Source organism: Agrobacterium pusense, assembly GCF_900102105.1.
In the GTDB taxonomy this organism is placed as follows: domain Bacteria; phylum Pseudomonadota; class Alphaproteobacteria; order Rhizobiales; family Rhizobiaceae; genus Agrobacterium; species Agrobacterium pusense.
This window is the reverse complement of the sequence record NZ_FNBB01000003.1, coordinates 118,138-135,480: the sequence shown is the minus strand read 5'-3', so window position 1 is coordinate 135,480 and position 17,343 is coordinate 118,138. Positions and strand designations below refer to the sequence as shown.

Annotated in this window: 15 protein-coding genes; 6 read left to right on the top strand and 9 right to left on the bottom strand. The window is 56.9% G+C overall.

Annotated elements, in window-relative coordinates; all coding sequences use genetic code 11:
- Positions 1 to 50: 50 nt before the first annotated feature.
- Positions 51 to 761 (bottom strand): DUF2161 domain-containing phosphodiesterase, encoded by a 711-nt coding sequence (locus BLU28_RS09655; RefSeq protein ID WP_077985813.1) that lies wholly within the window; start codon positions 759 to 761, stop codon positions 51 to 53.
- An 85-nt stretch (positions 762 to 846) separates the two neighbouring features.
- Positions 847 to 2,130: a cystathionine gamma-synthase family protein gene (locus BLU28_RS09650; RefSeq protein WP_004445895.1), complete on the bottom strand. Its 1,284-nt coding sequence runs from the start codon at positions 2,128 to 2,130 to the stop codon at positions 847 to 849.
- 123 nt (positions 2,131 to 2,253) lie between these two features.
- Between BLU28_RS09650 and BLU28_RS09645 the strand changes: the two genes are divergently transcribed.
- From BLU28_RS09645 to BLU28_RS09625, 5 genes are all read left to right on the top strand, one after another.
- A complete protein-coding gene (locus BLU28_RS09645; RefSeq protein WP_004445897.1) occupies positions 2,254 to 2,721 on the top strand; it encodes an Lrp/AsnC family transcriptional regulator in 468 nt (155 codons plus the stop codon).
- A gap of 158 nt (positions 2,722 to 2,879) precedes the next feature.
- The gene (locus tag BLU28_RS09640; RefSeq protein ID WP_077985814.1) at positions 2,880 to 3,845 is read left to right on the top strand and encodes an MYG1 family protein; all 966 of its coding nucleotides are present in this window, start codon (positions 2,880 to 2,882) and stop codon (positions 3,843 to 3,845) included.
- Between the two features lie 152 nt (positions 3,846 to 3,997).
- On the top strand, positions 3,998 to 5,266 hold the full coding sequence (locus tag BLU28_RS09635; RefSeq protein ID WP_022563100.1) for a sugar ABC transporter substrate-binding protein: 1,269 nt from the start codon (positions 3,998 to 4,000) through the stop codon (positions 5,264 to 5,266).
- An 11-nt stretch (positions 5,267 to 5,277) separates the two neighbouring features.
- Entirely contained in the window at positions 5,278 to 6,366 is a 1,089-nt protein-coding gene (locus BLU28_RS09630; RefSeq protein WP_004445905.1) for a carbohydrate ABC transporter permease, read from the top strand.
- Entirely contained in the window at positions 6,363 to 7,244 is an 882-nt protein-coding gene (locus tag BLU28_RS09625; RefSeq protein WP_077985815.1) for a carbohydrate ABC transporter permease, read from the top strand. The genes BLU28_RS09630 and BLU28_RS09625 overlap by 4 nt, the downstream gene beginning before the upstream one ends.
- 84 nt (positions 7,245 to 7,328) lie before the next feature.
- Here BLU28_RS09625 and BLU28_RS09620 read toward each other — a convergent pair whose 3' ends face one another.
- From BLU28_RS09620 to BLU28_RS09595, 6 genes are all read right to left on the bottom strand, one after another.
- A complete protein-coding gene (locus BLU28_RS09620) occupies positions 7,329 to 8,627 on the bottom strand; it encodes a hypothetical protein (protein WP_022563102.1) in 1,299 nt (432 codons plus the stop codon).
- Positions 8,628 to 8,722: 95 nt separating this feature from the next.
- Positions 8,723 to 10,687 carry a glycosyltransferase family 2 protein gene (locus BLU28_RS09615; protein ID WP_077985816.1) on the bottom strand — a complete coding sequence of 655 codons (1,965 nt, stop codon included), beginning with the start codon at positions 10,685 to 10,687 and terminating at the stop codon, positions 8,723 to 8,725.
- A 148-nt stretch (positions 10,688 to 10,835) separates the two neighbouring features.
- Complete coding sequence (locus BLU28_RS09610) at positions 10,836 to 12,290, bottom strand: HlyD family secretion protein (protein ID WP_022563104.1); 1,455 nt, start codon at positions 12,288 to 12,290, stop codon at positions 10,836 to 10,838.
- Between the two features lie 500 nt (positions 12,291 to 12,790).
- Positions 12,791 to 13,828 (bottom strand): sensor histidine kinase, encoded by a 1,038-nt coding sequence (locus BLU28_RS09605; RefSeq protein ID WP_042935498.1) that lies wholly within the window; start codon positions 13,826 to 13,828, stop codon positions 12,791 to 12,793.
- A gap of 4 nt (positions 13,829 to 13,832) precedes the next feature.
- Entirely contained in the window at positions 13,833 to 14,270 is a 438-nt protein-coding gene (locus BLU28_RS09600) for a response regulator (RefSeq protein ID WP_004445914.1), read from the bottom strand.
- The gene (locus BLU28_RS09595) at positions 14,267 to 15,721 is read right to left on the bottom strand and encodes a sensor histidine kinase (protein WP_072493335.1); all 1,455 of its coding nucleotides are present in this window, start codon (positions 15,719 to 15,721) and stop codon (positions 14,267 to 14,269) included. Before BLU28_RS09595 ends, BLU28_RS09600 begins: the two co-directional genes overlap by 4 nt.
- Positions 15,722 to 15,931: 210 nt before the next feature.
- Between BLU28_RS09595 and BLU28_RS09590 the strand changes: the two genes are divergently transcribed.
- On the top strand, positions 15,932 to 16,306 hold the full coding sequence (locus BLU28_RS09590) for a response regulator (RefSeq protein WP_006699868.1): 375 nt from the start codon (positions 15,932 to 15,934) through the stop codon (positions 16,304 to 16,306).
- A 44-nt stretch (positions 16,307 to 16,350) separates the two neighbouring features.
- On the opposite strand, the gene BLU28_RS09585 is transcribed toward BLU28_RS09590, so the two are convergent.
- On the bottom strand, positions 16,351 to 17,343 hold the full coding sequence (locus BLU28_RS09585) for a sensor histidine kinase (RefSeq protein ID WP_048902966.1): 993 nt from the start codon (positions 17,341 to 17,343) through the stop codon (positions 16,351 to 16,353).

Here is a 17,343-nt window from a genome sequence, read left to right as displayed (position 1 = left end):
CCTGACCCCGCAATCCTGATCTCCTGAAGTCTTGGAAAGGTTTTTCGCCGTCAGGTTTCTTCGAAGCCGATCGTGCCTCGCACAATCCCGTCGACAGCCTTTGCCGGCACGTCCTGCTGTGGCCACCGCTGCAGGGCTTCGTGTCCGGCCTCAGTCAGACCGTAGACTCCCCGGTCGAGTCGTACGAACCAGCCATAAACATTCGAAAGCAGTATCTTCCCGGCATCGGGTATATTGGACCTGACCTCACGCACGCGCATCGGACCCGACGCCAGCGCCACGGCGCAGCCAAGCGCCTGCTGGCGATACGCTGTCATTATTGGCATGCGCGTGCTCCCACCCGCCGTGGGATCGCCCCGCCGCCTCTGGTGTTCCCGCATGAGCCGCGACCGCCGTTTCGGATTGGTTCGCGGCATCGGCGAAACGGCGCCGACGATGATGCTGACGTCACCGGCATCGGAGATTCCCAGCATACCGATCCCGAGCCTGCGGCAAAGATCGCGGTAACGCCTGTCAGCCTCGCGGCCCTTACCCCTTGCAGAGACCCGGGCGGCGATCCACACCTCATCTGCGATAGCCGCGCGATCGACAGCCTGCAAAATGAGCTCCAGATTGAAGCTCAGCTTTAGCTCGCAGATGACGACGACGGGGGGATCGTTATCGCTCAAGCCAACAAGATCACAGCCACCCACTTCGCCCTTGACGGTATAACCCGCCTCTTCGAGGAAATCTTTGACGGGCAGATAAAGCGAAGTTTCCATATGCCTGAAGGTTCACGTGACTATACTACCCCCAGATATATCGATCCGCCTGCACAGGACAACCTCTTGGTTGGCACGTGAAGCGTCAGACCTGATCCAGTGAAAGGGTCAGGTCGGCGATAAGGTCGTCGGGGTGTTCGATGCCGATTGACAGCCGGATCGTGGAATCAAGCACACCGATACGCTGACGGACATCGGCAGGAACGCCTGAATGCGTCATCGTTGCGGGATGAGAAGCAAGGGACTCCGTGCCGCCAAGGCTTACCGCAAGTTTGAATATGTTGAGCGCATTGAGAAATTTGAAAGATGCGGCCTGCCCGCCGACAATGTCGAACGAGAAAGTGGATCCTGCCCCCGAACATTGGGCGGCAAACACCTTGCCAACCGCGGATGCCGGATCGCTGAATGGCAGGTAGTGGATTTTTTCGACCTTGGGATGGGCATTCAGGAATTCAGCCACAAGCCTGGCGTTGCTGTCCGCCCGTTCCATCCTGATTTGCAGCGTCTCCAGGGAACGTCCGAGCATCCAGCACGAGTGCGGATCGAGCTGCGTGCCGATCGCCCCACGTAGGGCCTTCACCTGCTTCATCACATCCTTGCGCCCCAGCGCCGCCCCGGCGATAAGATCGGAATGCCCGCCAACATATTTTGTCAGCGAATAGAGCGAAATATCGGCGCCATGTTCTATGGGCCGCTGGAACACAGGACCAAGAAGCGTGTTATCGCAGGCGATGATCGGCCTGTGCCCCTGCCTTTTGCCAATCACCTCCGCGACCCGGCCTATCATGGCGATGTCGACAATGCTGTTCGTTGGATTGGCGGGAGTCTCGATCAGGATAACGGACACCCTGCCTTTCGCCATCGCCTCCTCTGCCGCCGCCATGACCGAGGTTTCGCTGACACCATCGGCGAAACCCACTGCGGACACGCCGAAATTATGAAAGGTCTTCGCGAGAAGCGTTTCCGTGCCGCCGTAAAGGGGCTGGGAATGGAGCACCGTATCGCCGGGCCGCACGAAGGCGAAAAGCGTCGTCGAAATCGCGGACATGCCCGAGGAGAAGAGCGCACAGCTCTCCGTCCGTTCATAAACTGCAAGACGATCCTCGACGATCTCGCTGTTTGGATGGTTGAAACGCGAATAAACGAGACCGGCGCCTCTGCCCTCCGGCGGCTCCTTGCGCCCGGAGACATAATCGAAGAAGTCGCGACCATCTTCTGCCGACTTGAAAACGAAGGTGGATGTCAAGAACACCGGAGGCTTCACGGCTCCCTCCGACAACTCCGGATCATACCCGTAATTGAGCATCTGGGTTTCGGGATGAAGAGCATGGTTGCCGATATGGGTTTTGGACGGATGCGGCGCGGTCATTTCCGATGATCCCTCAGCTGGCGTTGAACTTCCTGCAGGTTACACGCAATGAAGTCGAAATGCCTTGCATTTTGGAGCGTTTATATGCCCCATAAAGCAATATATTGCGGAGAATTGTAATTTATGTCGCAGAAAATTGCAGACCCGATCGACCGGCGGATACTTCGGGAATTGTCCGCCGATGCACGGATCACAAATAACGAACTCGCCGAGCGCGTGGGGCTGTCGGCATCCGCATGTCTACGCCGGCTTCGACGCCTGGAAGAAGTGGGTGCCATCAAGGGATATTCCGCCATCATCGATCCGGCGATCGAGGGATGGACCATGACCGCTCTCGCATCCATTCGCCTCAGCCGCCAGCACGATGATGAAATCCGGATGTTCGAAGCGGCGGTTCTTGAGTGGGACGAGGTTCTCGAATGTCATCTTGTCACGGGCACGAAGGACTACATGCTGAAGGTCATGTGCGGCGGACTGGAGGATTACGAGCGTTTCATCAAGGACAAGATCGCGAAGCTGAAATGCGTGGACACCATCGAGACCAGCTTCGTCATGAACACGATCAAGACGCGGCGCATCTGGTCGTCGTAACGCGCGGACAATGTCGCGCTGGCTGCATGCTGTCCGCACTTTCCGGCGGAAATTTTGATCCGAATTAGCGTCGTGGCGGGTTGAGATGATGTACGGCAAAGGGTATCAGGTGCCCCATTCTCGGCGGCTCTTCCGCAAGCAACAAGGCACATCCTGACATGAACCCGGACTTCCTCGTCACCCATTCCGGCGGCTTCCATGCCGATGAACTTCTGTCGAGCGTTGTGCTGACACGGCTGTTCCCGCAGGCCCGCCTCATTCGCAGCAGGGCACCGGAATGGCTCGCTGCCGGTGCGGACCGCATCATCTACGACGTGGGCGGCGCCTACGACGCAGCAAGAGGAATGTTCGACCACCACCAGCGCGGCGCGCCGTTACGCGATGACGGACAGCCCTACAGTTCGTTCGGGCTGATCTGGAAGCATTTCGGCCGCGATTATCTTGCTGCCTTCGGTGTTCCAGAACACCACATCGAAACCATTCACGCTTCTTTCGATGCCGGTTTTGTGTTGCCTGTTGACCTGGTTGACAATGGGGCGCTCAGCCCCTCGACAGCCGGACCGCTCGCCGGGCTGACCCTGCCCGTCCTGCTCGAAACTCTGAAACCCGTTTTTGATGACACCGATCCCGAAGCGGACAATCGCAATTTCCACGCGGCGCTGGGCATTGCCCGCAGCTTCGTTGAGGCAAAAATAACCAACAGTGCCGCAAAGTTGCGCGCCGAAGCGCTAGTAAAGCAGGCTATCGTGGATGCTGGCGAAGGGCATATTCTCGAGTTGCCGATGGGAATGCCGTTCCGGCCCGCCATCGTGAAGGCAGGCGCCGATCGTCTGCTCTTCGTCGTTCATCCGCGTAACAACGACTGGTGCCTGACCGGTATCCGGCGCGCCGACGAGGGCTTCGCGTTGCGGGCGGATCTGCCGGCGGCCTGGGCAGGCCTGACTGACAAGGATCTGGAAGCGGTTTGTGGCGTGGAAGGCGCGAGCTTCTGCCATAACGGCCGGTTTGTCGCAGCTGCAAAGACCCGCGACGCCGCGTTGGCCATGGCAGAACTGGCGGTGAAAGAGGCTCTCTCCTTCAGCAACAAAGCACCGGCGACAGAGCCGTCAAATGGCGGGATCTGAACGCCTGGCTGCTGGTGCGGTTCGGGCGGGGCAAATCCGCGATCCTGTCTGCATTTTTTAAAACGCGGTTCTCCGCATAGCGTCTGGACGCAAATTTCTGCGGAACAATCTGTAGATGTTGAAGTTACCCTTCGTGAGGAGGAGGACCATCTATGACCAGCAGAGCCATTTTTGCGGGGGCAGCAACTGCCCTGTCGATGCTTTTTTCCACCGCCGCACTGGCCCAGACCGACCTGACGATGTGGTATCACGGCGCAGGCAATGTTGAAGAACGCAAGATTCTGGCCGGTATCATCGAGGACTTCAACTCGTCCCAGTCGGACTGGCGGGTCTCGCTTCAGGAATTCCCCCAGAATGCATATAATGAATCCGTCACCGCTGCTGCGCTTTCCAACAAGCTGCCGGACATTTTGGATGTCGACGGTCCGAACATGCCCAACTGGGCGTGGTCCGGATATTTGCAACCACTGAAGATCGACGAGGCAAAGCTTGCGAATTTCCTGCCCGGCGCCGTGGGCCGGTGGGGAGACAAGCTCTATTCGGTCGGTCTGTGGGACGCTGCCGTGGCGGTTTTCGCCCGCAAATCGGTGCTCGATGAAAACGGTATCCGCATTCCAACTCTTGAACAGCCGTGGACCGGCGAGGAATTCAACGCAGCCCTTGAGAAGCTCGCTGCCAGCGGCAAGTTCGAATATGCCATCGATCTCGGCATGGCCGATAAAACCGAATGGTACAGCTATGCCTTCAGTCCCTTTCTGGAAAGTTTCGGCGGCAGCCTGATCGACAAGGAGAATTATCGAACCGCCGAGGACTTCCTCAATGGAGACAATGCCGTCAAGTTCGGGGAGTGGTGGCAATCCCTGTTCGCCAGGAAGCTTGCCCCCGGGACATCGCAATCACCCGCCGACCACGAAACCGGATTTCTGGAAGGTCGCCACGCCTTGCAATGGATGGGCAACTGGGTTGCGGTGAAGGCTCTGGAAAAATACGGAGACGATCTGCTTTTCCTGCCTGCGCCTGATTTCGGGCAGGGTCCGAAAATCGGCGCGGGGTCATGGCAGTTTGGTGTTTCGGCCACCAGCAAGCATCCCGAAGGCGCTTCCGCCTTCATCGAATTCGCCATCCAGGACAAATATCTCGCGCAGTTCTCGGATGCGATCGGTCTTATCCCGGCCACGCCCTCGGCAGCCCAGATGACGAAGAATTACAAGAAGGGCGGCCCGCTCGAAGTTTTCTTCGAAATATCCAGACGCCAGGGTACGTTGCGTCCTGTCACTCCGGCCTACGCCTTCATCTCGCCGGTCTTCTCCAAGGCTCTTTCCGACATTGCCAACGGTGCGGATGTGGCCGACACCCTCGATAATGCAACGGACGAGATAAACAACAATCTGGAACGCAATTCCGGTTACCAACCCAAATAGGGGCGTGATCGATGGCGCTCTTTTCTTCACAGGGAAAACCGGCCCGGGACAGCTTCACGGGCTGGTTCATGGCCGCACCGGCGGTGGTGCTGATCGGGCTCTTCCTGATCACACCATTTCTGCTGGGGCTGGGTTTTTCCTTCACCAACCAGCGGCTCACATCTCCCAACCCGACGGAGTTCGTCGGCTTTGAAAACTACAGCCGGCTGCTGGGCGTCGGCGTGCTGACGCTCAAGCCGGAAAGGCAGGCCGATGGAAGCATCAGCCGGGATGCGGATGGCTCCATCTCCTATCCGAGAATTCGTAATTTCACCCGCAACAACTCCGACTATCCTCATCTGGACGGAATGCGGGAATATAAGAACTTCAGCTGGGGCGAGAACCGGATCGTCATTCTAGCACGCGACGTCGTATTTCTGACCGCCGTCGTAAACACCCTTTCCTTCGTGGTCGTGGTCGCGCCGGTTCAGGCGGCGCTAGCGCTGTTTCTTGCCCTGTTGGTGAACCAGAAAATCCCCGGCGTCACGATTTTCCGTGCGATCTATTTCATGCCGGTGGTCTTGTCGGTGGTCGTGGTGGCGCTTCTCTGGCGGTTTATTTATGCCGCCGATAATGGGCTATTGAACAGCCTTCTGAGCTATATGAGTTTTGGGCTCTTCCAGCCTGTCGACTGGCTGGGCAGAACCGATACCGCCTTATGGGCCATTCTGGTGATGTCAGTCTGGCAGGGCGTCGGTTTCCATATGGTCATCTGGCTTTCCGGCCTGCAGACTATCTCGCCCGATCTCTACGAGGCAGCGGACATTGAAGGCGCGAGCCGCTGGCAGAAGTTCTGCATGATAACCTGGCCGCTGCTGCGCAACACGGCGGTGCTCGTTATCATCGTCATCACCATGCAGGCTTTTGCGCTTTTTGCGCAGATCGATGTGATGACCAAAGGCGGGCCTCGCGACTCTACGCAGAGCATCGTCTATCAGGCGGTTGAGCGAGGATACCGCCAGCAGGACATAGCCGCGGGCTCCGCAATTTCTGTCGTCCTTTTCCTGCTTGTCCTGTGCATTTCGCTGACCCAGCGCTACCTGACAAGGGAGAAGCAATGATGCAGGCCGGACGCCGCAAAAGTCCCGTTTTTCTCATCGGCAATTACGCGCTCATGCTCGCCTTCGCGGGGATCTTCATCCTGCCCCTGTTGTTCATGGGGTTCTCATCGCTAAAACCGAACGACCAGCTGTTGAGCGATGCGACTTCGATACGAGCCTTCCTGCCGGTCGGAGATCTTTCGCTCGAAAACTATACTGCGGCTTTCGCCCGGGCGCCGATTGCAACCTTCATATTCAATTCCGTTATGGTGACTGGCGTCACCGTATTTCTCGCCCTGCTGCTCGGCTCGCTTGCCGCCTTCGCTTTTACGTTTTTGAACTGGCGCGGCAAGGACGTTCTCTTCTCGATCATTCTCGCCACGCTCATTATTCCGTTTGAGACGATTGCAGTGCCGCTGCTGCTGGAGGTTAACAATCTGCCATGGATCGGCAGCGGCGGGTTTACCTGGGGTTGGCTCAATTCCTGGCATGTGCAGATCATTCCATGGATCGCGGACGGATTGACGATTTTTCTCTTCGTCCAATATTTCAAGGATCTGCCGAAGGAATTACTGGAGGCGGCACGTATCGACGGAGCCAGCTGGCTGCGTATCTACGCACAGGTAGTAATGCCGCTCAGCGGGCCGGTGATCGCAACAGCTGCGATCTTGAAGTTTCTCGTCATGTACAGCCAGCAGTATCTATGGCCGCTTCTCGTCACGCAGTCCGAGGCTTACCGGCCGGTTATGGTGGGGCTGCAGTATTTCTTCCAGCTCAACACGCCCTGGGGTGAAGTCATGGCCTATCTCACCATTATTACCCTGCCCGTGCTAATATTTTACCTGTGTCTGCAGAGACTTTTCATCTCCAGCATCGCAGCAAGCGGGATAAAGGGATAGCATTTTGAAGGCTGCCCGGCATCTTAAACCGCAAGGCCCGCCGCCATCCGGTCTTCTCGCGATCCCACGACAACAACATCCTCCTTACCCCCTGCCGGGACGGGCATAATTCCGACAGGGACGCGTGCAACTGCTTTCTCTCAAAAACGGGTTCCAGTCTTTCGCCGCCAGGATTGCCCAGGCAGTAGCGCCGACATGCGGCAGTCTGAAATATTTGAAATCGGCAGAGGTCGAGGCAGGCCCGATCATCAGCCCCGTCGTCAACTCCGGCCCGACAGTGGCATAGACCAGGCCATCGGGCGATACCTCAGCATCAATGGTGGCAAGCAGGGCTTCGGCCCGCCCGGCGTGGCCTGCATGCTGAAACGCAAGCGCTGCCTGCGCCGTGCCTTCCAGCCAGATGCCGTCCCGGTCATCGTTGAAATCAAAGCCTTCCCCGACCGCATAGTGCCGGTCGACCCATTCCAGCACGCGCTCGGCGCGGCCGCGGAATTCCGGAACGGCGAGGATGGGCCAGAATTCGGAATCTATTCCCGACTGGGTTAAATTGGGCCGATCGCTGCCGGGCAGGCTACCAACATAAAAACGACCCTGCTGCTCATTCCACATGGCGTCGAGGAACTTGCCTGCCCTGTCCTGCATCGTCCGCCAGGTTTTATCGTCCCCACTCTCGGTGAGCCAACTGGCAACGGCGTAAACGTCAAGATTGTGCTCCGTCGATTTCCAGTCGAGTTTCACCGGAGACGGTTCGTGGCCGAATGTGCCGCCCGTGTAACCGATGTCGCTGTCACTCTTGGTATATGCATCGATCCAGCGCATGATTTTTGCCGCGGCCTGCAAATAGGCTGGATTGTCGGAGCGCTCAGAGGCGGTAAGCAGGGCAAGGGCCGCCCAGGCGAGATTGCCTGTCGCACTGCCGACCTGATAGCCGTCTTCGACCCAGGCATTGCTGGCGGCATTCCAGAAACCGGGCAGGAGCATAACCTCCGTTTTGCTGACGACCGGGCCGGAGCGATAGGCGTTGCGCAGGCGGCCATCACTGTAACGGCGGTCACGGTTCACGGCCAGCAGCAGCGCATCGGCAACCCTTGTTGCTTCTGCGTCTTTCCCACATGCAAAAAGAGCGATGGATGCCAGCGCATTGTCATAGGTGAAACCCGTATTCGAAAGCGCCGGATCGAGCGCCTTGCCACCGGGCGCAGGCTCGAAGCTGCGGAACACGAAGGGCGCGGGAGAACCATCCATCTTCCCGGCAAGACCCGCGCATAAGCGCGAAGCGAGCATATCGCGGACGGATCCGGATGCAGCGCGCCCGTCACCTCCAGCCAACACTGTCATGACACAGGACATCAGGATCGCAGGGATGATCGATCTGAGAGGCATGAGCGGAATTCCCGTTTGATCGAAACCTTTCAAGGCGGCAGCCGGCCATCGGGACCGTGTTGTGTCCGGCAAAGTCCTGTTCAATTGCCCCCTGATTAGCTGAAGGCCCTTGCGAGCAACATCTGCATGGATTTTATCAGGTCGCCCTGTTCCGCCACATTTTCCGGTGCAGTGCGGAAAAGCAGCCGCAGGATAGCCCGATGCTGCTCGGCGGTTGCAGCAAGGCAGAATTTTCCGGGTATTAACTGGTCTTTTGTTGCATCGATCTGCAACCAGCCCACCTCCGGCACGAATATGGCCTGCGCTTCTGTAGAAGAAGTGAAACCCGCAAGCGTCACGGTTTCAGTCGACAGTGCCACGATTTTCACCCCTGTCACCGCATTGCCCTGCCGTAATTGTCCGCCAAGGTTTACGCTGATCGGCTCCTCCCTGTCGAAACGCGGCAACTCGATGCAGCAGATAAGGCTGATGAAGGCAATCACCATGGCGACGGCCGACCAGATAAGGTTGAGACAATCGCGCGCCGAAAATTCCACGGGTGCGTCCCATCCATAAACGGCAATCAGCACGGAGATGGCCGAAGTGAGGGTTACAAGGGCAAAGAATAGCGCCGTCGGGCCGTGAACGCGCACCTGTGACCTGTCTCCGCCCTTTTCCGTGACCTTGAAAGGGCGTCCGAAAGGTTTTCGCATGGCCTGAAAAAGCGTGATCGTGATCGGAACGGCGGTCAGTGCGTGTGTCACCTCGGTGAAAAGCGGCAGTGTGCGCTTTCCCGATATCCAGGTGGAATAGGCCCAGAACAGCGCAAGCGATGACAGACCGAGTTGCATGAACATCAACTCATCGGCCTGGAGCGCGGAAACGCCGGTCAGCCAATAGATGGAAGGCGCGAGCAGCAGGCAAAGGATGAAGGGTTTCGAAAGCCAGCAGAACAGGCCGTGCAGATAGTGCAGCCGCTGCGTCAGAGTGAAATTGCCGCGCCACAGCGGCCCGGTGCGCAAAAGTCCAATCTGGATGGTGCCGAGACACCAGCGCGTGCGCTGCGTGATATACTCCGGCAGGCCTTCAGCCGATAATCCGACGCTGAGCTTTTCATTGAGCCAGCGTGTCACATACCCCCGTTCCATCAACCGGTAGGTCAGCAGCATGTCTTCCGAAAGTGCATCATGCGGGAAACCTCCGAGTTCGTTCACCGCTGCCCGCCGCAGAACGAAACTCGTTCCGACGCAGAACGCACAACCGACTGCGTCCTTTGCAGGCTGGAATACGTCGAAGAATACCCGTTGATCATCCACGAAGGAATTGCGGATACCGAGATTATGCTGGATGGGGTCGCTGTTGAAATAAAATTGCGGTGTCTGCACCACGGCCACTTTGGGATCGGCAAAAAGTCCGGTCACGCGTGACAGGAAATTGGCCTGCGGCGCAAAATCAGCATCGAGAACCATGATGAAATCTGAAATTTCCGACAGCGCATTGGTGTGGACAAGCGCATTGTTCAGGTTCCCCGCCTTTGCGTGCTTATTGTCCGGCCGCGTCACGTAATTGACGCCGACTGTTTCGCAATAGTCCCGAACCTCGGACCTGCGCGTATCGTCGCAGACGAAAACGCGCAACCGCGGATATTGCATTGCCTGAGCCGCGACAATCGATTTTTCAAGCACGTTCAAAGGTTCATTGTAGGTGCAGATGAACACATCGACCAGCGGCGCATTGGGATCGCCCGTAATCCCGGCTTCGGCTTCGTCTGCAATGGAAGACCAGTCCGTTCGTCTTGTCAGGATCAGGATCGATCCCATCGCATAAAGCACGGAGATCAGTTCAAAAGTGAAATAGATGTAATTCCAGGCGGTTTCCAGCGAAAGCTCTAAGGGAGGCAGCGTATCGGTGGCGCGCCACAAAATATAGACGCTGAGCGAAAGCAGCATGATGGTGCTGAACGCCAGCCGGTCCAGCGTTCGCCGCGGGTCGGCAAGCATGGTGAACAGGATCGCGCAGAGGGCGATGATGAGATTGACATAAAGGACGGACTGAACATCGCCCTCCGAAGTGAAATACATCGCTTGTCCTCATGGTTGACCGGATACGTCCCAAAAGCCGCGCCCGATAGCGTGCGCGAATGAGGCTGCTTCGACTGTGTGAAACAGGTGGGTCGCCCTGCGGGCGTCGTGGACGCGCCCGCAGGGGCTTGCCCAATCCATGCGGGTGTCAGGATTGGGTGCGCGGTGCTTTCGCGGTGGCATCTGCACCGCTGATCGCATGCTGCGTGATGATATCCGGCTTTGTAGTGGGCGCCGCTATTCCCGGCGGCTGTTGCGGCTGCCCGCCCATGCCCATCTGCTCGAATATTTTCTCTCGTGATGTCTCGATGAGCGTCCAGGCGGCCTGCCTCACGTCGGGCATTTCGCTGGCGGATGCCTGCGCAAACTGGAAGAGGCTTGCCGATGCCTCATGAACATATTCCCGGGTCTTGCCGAGCCATTCGCGCGGCAGACTTACACTCACCCAGGTACCGACCGAACAGACGCCGTTTTTCATAAACTGGCTCTCGGATGTCCCGGCCATGCGGATATAAGCGTAAAGCTCCCGCCGCTCCGTGGGGGGAAACGGTACGGCATAATCGAGGTCGACGCGTTCGGTGGTTCGGGGCACCAGCCGCTCTACCACCCCGTCCGCTTCCTGCGCCCACGCATCGGCATTTACCTTTACCCTTGAACCCACGGAAAGGGCCTGCGCCTGACGTTCGGAAAAAATTGCCACGACGAAAGCGTTGCGACAGTCGAGCGCCTCCGCCAAGGTGTCGCCGGCCACCACTTCACGTCCCGTCACGGCAACCGGCTTATAAAGCGTCGTGCCTGGCGGAATGGCGAGATCGGCGCGGGTCAGTCTGTCGATACGCGCGGCCTCCGCGGAGGCAAGCGCTTCGAGTTCGCTTTTCCGCGTCTGCATGGTCGTCATCTGCATCTGGATTTGCAGCAGATCGGCGGACCTTGTGCGGATTTCCTGCTGAAGATTTTGCAGGGATTGCAGGTCGGAACCGATATAGATGCCCTGGCGCGCGAAGCTCATTTCCTTGTTAAGCTTGTCGACGGCAACTTTCGCGGCCTGCAGTTTTGTATCTTCAAGTTGTATCGTATCGGCGATGTCGTCGCCAATTCCGAAATAAACACCCTTGGCAACCAGCTTCTGTTTGCGCACCGCTTCTGCTTTCGCGATGCGGGTCGAATAGGTCACCATCTGCAAAGCAGCCTTTGCCGCTTCAAGGTCGGATTCTGTTCTCTGCAGTAAAGCCGCTTGCTGGCTGAGAAGATCATTGTTCAGATTGTCGACCCGGCTAGCATAATCGCCGATAATCGCGTTTTTCTGGCGAAGTTCATTGTCGAGTGCCGCCAGTTGCACTTTCAGGCCGATCAGAGTGGTGTTGTCGACCTTGTCGTTTTCAACAGCCGCCCTGCCGTTACCGGATATTTTCACCACGCCACTGATGGGGGTCGTCAGCGGAATGACGGGAGCATTGATCAAGGCGCGGTTTGTCTGCGAAGTGAAGACAGGTGGAAACACGGAGGAGGAAAACACTGTGGCGACAACACCGAGAACAGTATACGAGGCCAGCCTGACCGAGGCGCCTTGAGGTTTTTCTTTATCTCTATTGCGGAACAGCATGGCACGAACTCCTGTTTTGTTGAACAGCATTTCCTCCCGCAGTATTAAAATAGTCCATCAAGTTTTTTTGCAGCGCAACATCGTTAAGATTGCATTAAGACATTTTCCGAGATTGCCGAAATACTATGCATCTGCCGGCTTTATGGACGCAAAATTTCACCCATGAAAACTTCTTGGGTCAAATTTCAGTCGTTCCATATTAGCTGTGCCTTTATAGCGGCAGCCGGCACCCGCCTTGTGCACTTTGCTCGACCGGGGCGCACAACCTGAGAATGTACCGCGTTTCCACTATGGCAGAGAGAAAAATTTTAAAGAATCGCTTTGGCGGCAGGTCGCTCTGCTCTGAGCGCCGAAAGCGGCTTCACTCTTCCGTGCTTCGGGCAAAATATTTTGACCATTCGTTCGCGCTGAAGGCTATGGGGACGGCCAGGAGGTCCAATCGCTCTCCGCTAGACAGCCGTTATATCGAGATATAATCGCGAGGCACGGCGGCCATGCCGTCACCGTTCATTCCATATCATCGAGAAACGGGTGCCTTTTTTGAGTTCCGGGTGCGTGTGCGTCTGCTCGACCCGGGCGCCAATATTCTGCGCCATCGCCATGATCAGCTTGGTGCCGAGACCGGTGCCGCGAGGGGCTGAATCCGGTTTCACACCGACGCCGTCATCCTCCACAACAAGAATGAACCGGCCGTCCTGGGCGGACAGGTTAATGCGCACTGTGCCTTCTTGATCCGGATAGGCATATTTGAGCGCGTTTGTCAGAAGTTCAGTGACGATGACACCGAGCGCAACGGCATGGTCGGCGTTCAGATCAACCTCACAGAGCGACGTTTCGACCGTGATGGAGGAAGAGCCCGGGACAGCTTGGAACAGGTCGCTTATGATCGAGGTGAGATAGGAATTCAGGGATACGAGCCCCACATTCGCGGTATTGTAGAGACTGCGATGAACGCCGGCGATCGCAGAAATCCGGCTCTGCGTCTCCAGCAACGCCGTTTCTGCTTCCTGGGACTTCAGCGTATTGATCTGCAGCCGGATCATGGCGGAAACCAGTGAGAGACTATTCGCGATGCGATGGTTCATCTCTTTCACCATCATTTCCGCATGCTCTTTGGCCTTTATCAGCAGACGGTCAGCTTCCTCTTTTGTCTGCCGCAGGCGATGGTTTTCAAGCGCCTGGTTGATGGCTGCCAGCAACAGCGGAAAAAAGTCGTCTCCAACATTCTTGATGACGTAATCGGCGGCACCAGCCTTGAGCGCGTCTATGGCGATCTGGGCCTCGTTGGACCCCGTTACGTAAAGAACGGGAACCCGGGCCGGCACCGTCTCGATCGCCGCCAGAAACTCCATTCCCGTCGCCGTCTGAAAATAGTGATCGAGAACGACGACATCGAACTGCCCGTTTTGGAAAAGCTCAAGCCCGGAAGCAACGGACGCGGCATGGACCACCTCCATTCCGTGGCGACCAAGCACGCGGCTCGCAAGCCGCGCCAGAGCCGGGTCGTCATCGACATACAAAACGCGCAGAGCCATCATGCCTTCAGGGTATCTGTATTACGGAAAAGAAAAGGCCGAGATTTTTGATGGCATTCGCGAAGCCCTCATAGTCGACCGGCTTTGTTATATAAACATTCGCACCGAGATCATAGCATTTCTGAATTTCGGTTTCGTCATCAGTGGTCGTCAAAACCACGACAGGCAGACGGCGGGTGTATTCATTGCTTTTGATCTGCTCGAGAATGCTGATGCCGGACATGTCGGGGAGATTGAGGTCGAGCAAAACGAGCAGATAGCGATCCTTGCTGACGAGCCCGTCCCGGCTTTGGCCCAGGATATAATCCAGTGCCTTTGCACCGAGTGTGAACGGCACGATCTCGTTGTTGACACCTGCTCTGCGCACATTTTTCTCGATCAGACGGGCATGTCCCTCGTCGTCTTCGATCATCACGATCGTTACTTCCTGACCGGTCGCTTTCATTTGTCGCCTTCCTTCGTTACTCTTCTGAGGTCACTCGGAAGCAGCAAGATAAATGTGCTGCCTTCCCCGAGTCGCGACTCCACCCTAATGTCACCTCCTAAATTTCTGATTAGCGAACGGACATGTGCGAGACCTATTCCTTCACCGGGCTGGTCCTGTTCGCCCGCCCGACGAAACAGTTCGAAGACACGCTCAAGATCCTGCTCACCGATACCGCGCCCGTTGTCGCCAATTTCAATGGCGATCGCGCCGCGCCCGGCCGGATAGGCGCGTGCCGTTAACCTCAGAGGGCGCCCAGGCATCTGATATTTCACCGCGTTATCGAGAAGATTACCTAGAATCTGGTCGAGAGATATGCGGTCCGTCACGACTGTCAGCTTGGGCGTGTCGACATGAATCTCTCCTCCATTGGCCGTGATCTGATGGCGCACGGTCTCTGAAAGCGAGGAGAGCAAAGTTTCGATATCGACTTTCTCAGGCTGAAGCTTGCGCTGGCCGTCACGGGATATCTTCAGAATGGCGTTGATCAGCTGGTCCATCTTGCGGGTCGATGAACGGATAAACCCGATGGCTTCGGGTATGTCTTCCTCAACCGCCAGCCGCGCCTCTCGGATCACGTCCTGCGTCAGCGTTTTTCCATCTGCCAGGACATAGTTGGTGACCGGCTTCAGCGACGTATCGAATTCAGAAAGGAAGCCCATGATGTTGACAAGCGGCGCCCTCAGATCATGAGTAACGATATAAGCGAAGCGCTGAATTTCCTGGTTGGCCCGGCGAAGATCGCGTGTTCTTTCCTCGACACGCTCCTCAAGATGGCGATTGAGTTCGTCCACATCCTCCCGCGACCTGTTTAGCGCGCGAATATAAGTAAAGACGAGCAGTATCGACCCGCCGACCACGATGAGAATCGCAACGGCACCGCCAATCGTTACCCAACGAAGTGTATTGGCGGCGCCCAGTTGATCCGCAACGATGACGCGCAGGCGATCGTCGGTATCCGACTGAAGGTCCGACAGAACACTCCTGATCTCATTCATGAAGCGTTTGCCGTCGTTATTTCGAACGACCTCGGCTGCCTCGGTAATGCGACCCGCGCGCTGCAAATCGATGGTTTCGCGTGTCTCGGAGAGCTTTGCGTCGATCGCCTGCTTCAAGCCAGCGAGAGGTTGCTTATATCGCTCTTCCCCTTTCAGAAGATCGAGAAGTCGCGCCTGGCGTTCGGGCAAGCCCTGAAGGGCCTCTTCGTAAGGCCCCAGATATTCGCGATTGTTGGTAAGCAGATATCCCCGCTGGCCGGTTTCGACGTCCTGCATCGTCGTCAGCACATCCAGAATTGCGGCACGGACACGGCGCAGTTCCGCCGTTTCCTGGGAATAGCGATTATTCACCTGCACCAGCCACAAAGATGTGGAGACCATGCCAATCAAAATTGCAACGCCAACAGCAAGCATCAAAAGGCTTCGCTGGGCAAACGGTGAAAAACCAGTCACAGCAGTAACATTCCCGGTAGGCAGTTAGTTCGCGGCACAAACTAGAGTACGCAAGCGACGGATGCGAATGATTTCTTTTTACACAAGGGTGGAACCACCTCGATCTTCAGGCGTTCAGCGCTGTTGGTAAAATGTCCGGGCGCGCCTGCGACCATGTGAATGCGGTAAGCTATGCAATATGATTTTCAGGGAAAGCATATCCTCGTTCTGGAAGACGACGCCCTTCTGGCGATGGATATGGAGGACTTTCTGTCCGACCTCGGTGTCGACGTCATCGGGCCGGTTTCCGATATAGCCGCAGCGCTGGAGAAAATAAGCGCAACCGATCTGGATGGAGCGGTCATCGACCTCAATCTCAAGGGCGAGTTATCCTTTCCCGTGATCGAACGACTGAGGGCCGAGAGCATACCTTTCGTCATCTGCAGCGGATATGCCGAGATACCCGGTATTCGCACGCAATTGACAGGGCTGACGATCATTTCCAAGCCGTGCGATTTTGATAATCTCCCGAATGTTCTGGCGACCGAATTCGCGCATACCGGCTAGCGGGAAAATACCCGCAACGTCCGGTAACGCTGATAGGCGACACTTCAGTCCAGAGGGAAAATCACCCGATATTTCAGGCCGTCGCGATCATAGCGGATTTCACTGTCGCCCTGCAGCTCGTACTGGGCTCCCCTTGTAACAAGGGTCGTTCCGAAACCGGTCTCCAGCGGAGCGGAAATGGGCGGGCCACCGCTTTCATGCCAGCGCAGCTCGATAAGGTCCCGGCCTTCATCGTTACGAAGCCTTTTCCAGAAGACCTGCACCTTCCCGGTTGCTTCTGAAAGCGAACCGTATTTCTGCGCATTCGTCACCAGTTCATGCAAAATCATGCCAAGCGCCAATGCGGATTTAGGCGATACGCTAACCCCGTCGGGACCTTCGAGCTCGACGCGGCTGGCAAAAGTGTTATGGGGTTCAATTGCCCGCTTCACGACATCCTTGAGATCGGTTTGTCCCCAGTTGCTCTGGAAAAGCAGGGCATGACTCTCGGCGAGCGCACTCACGCGGGCCACGAGCCTCTCTTGATAATCCTCTACGGATGAACTGCCTTTTGCAGTGCGGCGAATGATGGAAATGACCATCGCCATCGTGTTCTTGACACGATGGCTGAGTTCGCGGACGAGCAGCTCCTTGTGCATTTCCGCCCGTCTCCGCTCCTCCTTTTCCCGTGCTTCCGCGAGAGCGCGACCGACTGCGGAGGGCAGCCTCGCCAGTCGCTGCTTCAGGACATAATCAGTTGCGCCGCGCCTGAAGGCATCGATCGCCGCGTCTTCGCCGAGAACACCGGAAACGAAAATGAAGGGCGTGTCGGGTCTCGTTTGCATGACGACATCAAGCGCAGCCATGCCGTCAAAGTCCGGCAGGGAAAAATCTGCGAGAATGATATCGAACTGCTGATTTTCCAGCGCCTCGATGAAGGAAGTTTTACCCACCGCCCTGGTTACGACAGGGGGCGGAGAGATCCGTGAAAGCTGATCCTCGATCAGTTCGGCATCGACCGAGCTGTCTTCGAGAAGAAGAAGCTTGCTTTGCTCCAT

Bases quoted from the DNA above. Each gene is read 5' to 3' on its own strand.
- BLU28_RS09595 (WP_072493335.1), bottom strand. From the start codon at position 15,721: ATGCTTGCTGTTGGCGTTGCAATTTTGATTGGCATGGTCTCCACATCT.
- BLU28_RS09635 (WP_022563100.1), top strand. From the start codon at position 3,998: ATGACCAGCAGAGCCATTTTTGCGGGGGCAGCAACTGCCCTGTCGATG.
- BLU28_RS09610 (WP_022563104.1), bottom strand. From the start codon at position 12,290: ATGCTGTTCCGCAATAGAGATAAAGAAAAACCTCAAGGCGCCTCGGTC.
- BLU28_RS09620 (WP_022563102.1), bottom strand. From the start codon at position 8,627: ATGCCTCTCAGATCGATCATCCCTGCGATCCTGATGTCCTGTGTCATG.
- BLU28_RS09600 (WP_004445914.1), bottom strand. From the start codon at position 14,270: ATGAAAGCGACCGGTCAGGAAGTAACGATCGTGATGATCGAAGACGAC.
- BLU28_RS09590 (WP_006699868.1), top strand. From the start codon at position 15,932: ATGCAATATGATTTTCAGGGAAAGCATATCCTCGTTCTGGAAGACGAC.
- BLU28_RS09605 (WP_042935498.1), bottom strand. From the start codon at position 13,828: ATGATGGCTCTGCGCGTTTTGTATGTCGATGACGACCCGGCTCTGGCG.
- BLU28_RS09625 (WP_077985815.1), top strand. From the start codon at position 6,363: ATGATGCAGGCCGGACGCCGCAAAAGTCCCGTTTTTCTCATCGGCAAT.
- BLU28_RS09655 (WP_077985813.1), bottom strand. From the start codon at position 761: ATGGAAACTTCGCTTTATCTGCCCGTCAAAGATTTCCTCGAAGAGGCG.
- BLU28_RS09650 (WP_004445895.1), bottom strand. From the start codon at position 2,130: ATGACCGCGCCGCATCCGTCCAAAACCCATATCGGCAACCATGCTCTT.
- BLU28_RS09585 (WP_048902966.1), bottom strand. From the start codon at position 17,343: ATGGAGCAAAGCAAGCTTCTTCTTCTCGAAGACAGCTCGGTCGATGCC.
- BLU28_RS09630 (WP_004445905.1), top strand. From the start codon at position 5,278: ATGGCGCTCTTTTCTTCACAGGGAAAACCGGCCCGGGACAGCTTCACG.
- BLU28_RS09640 (WP_077985814.1), top strand. From the start codon at position 2,880: ATGAACCCGGACTTCCTCGTCACCCATTCCGGCGGCTTCCATGCCGAT.
- BLU28_RS09615 (WP_077985816.1), bottom strand. From the start codon at position 10,687: ATGTATTTCACTTCGGAGGGCGATGTTCAGTCCGTCCTTTATGTCAAT.
- BLU28_RS09645 (WP_004445897.1), top strand. From the start codon at position 2,254: ATGTCGCAGAAAATTGCAGACCCGATCGACCGGCGGATACTTCGGGAA.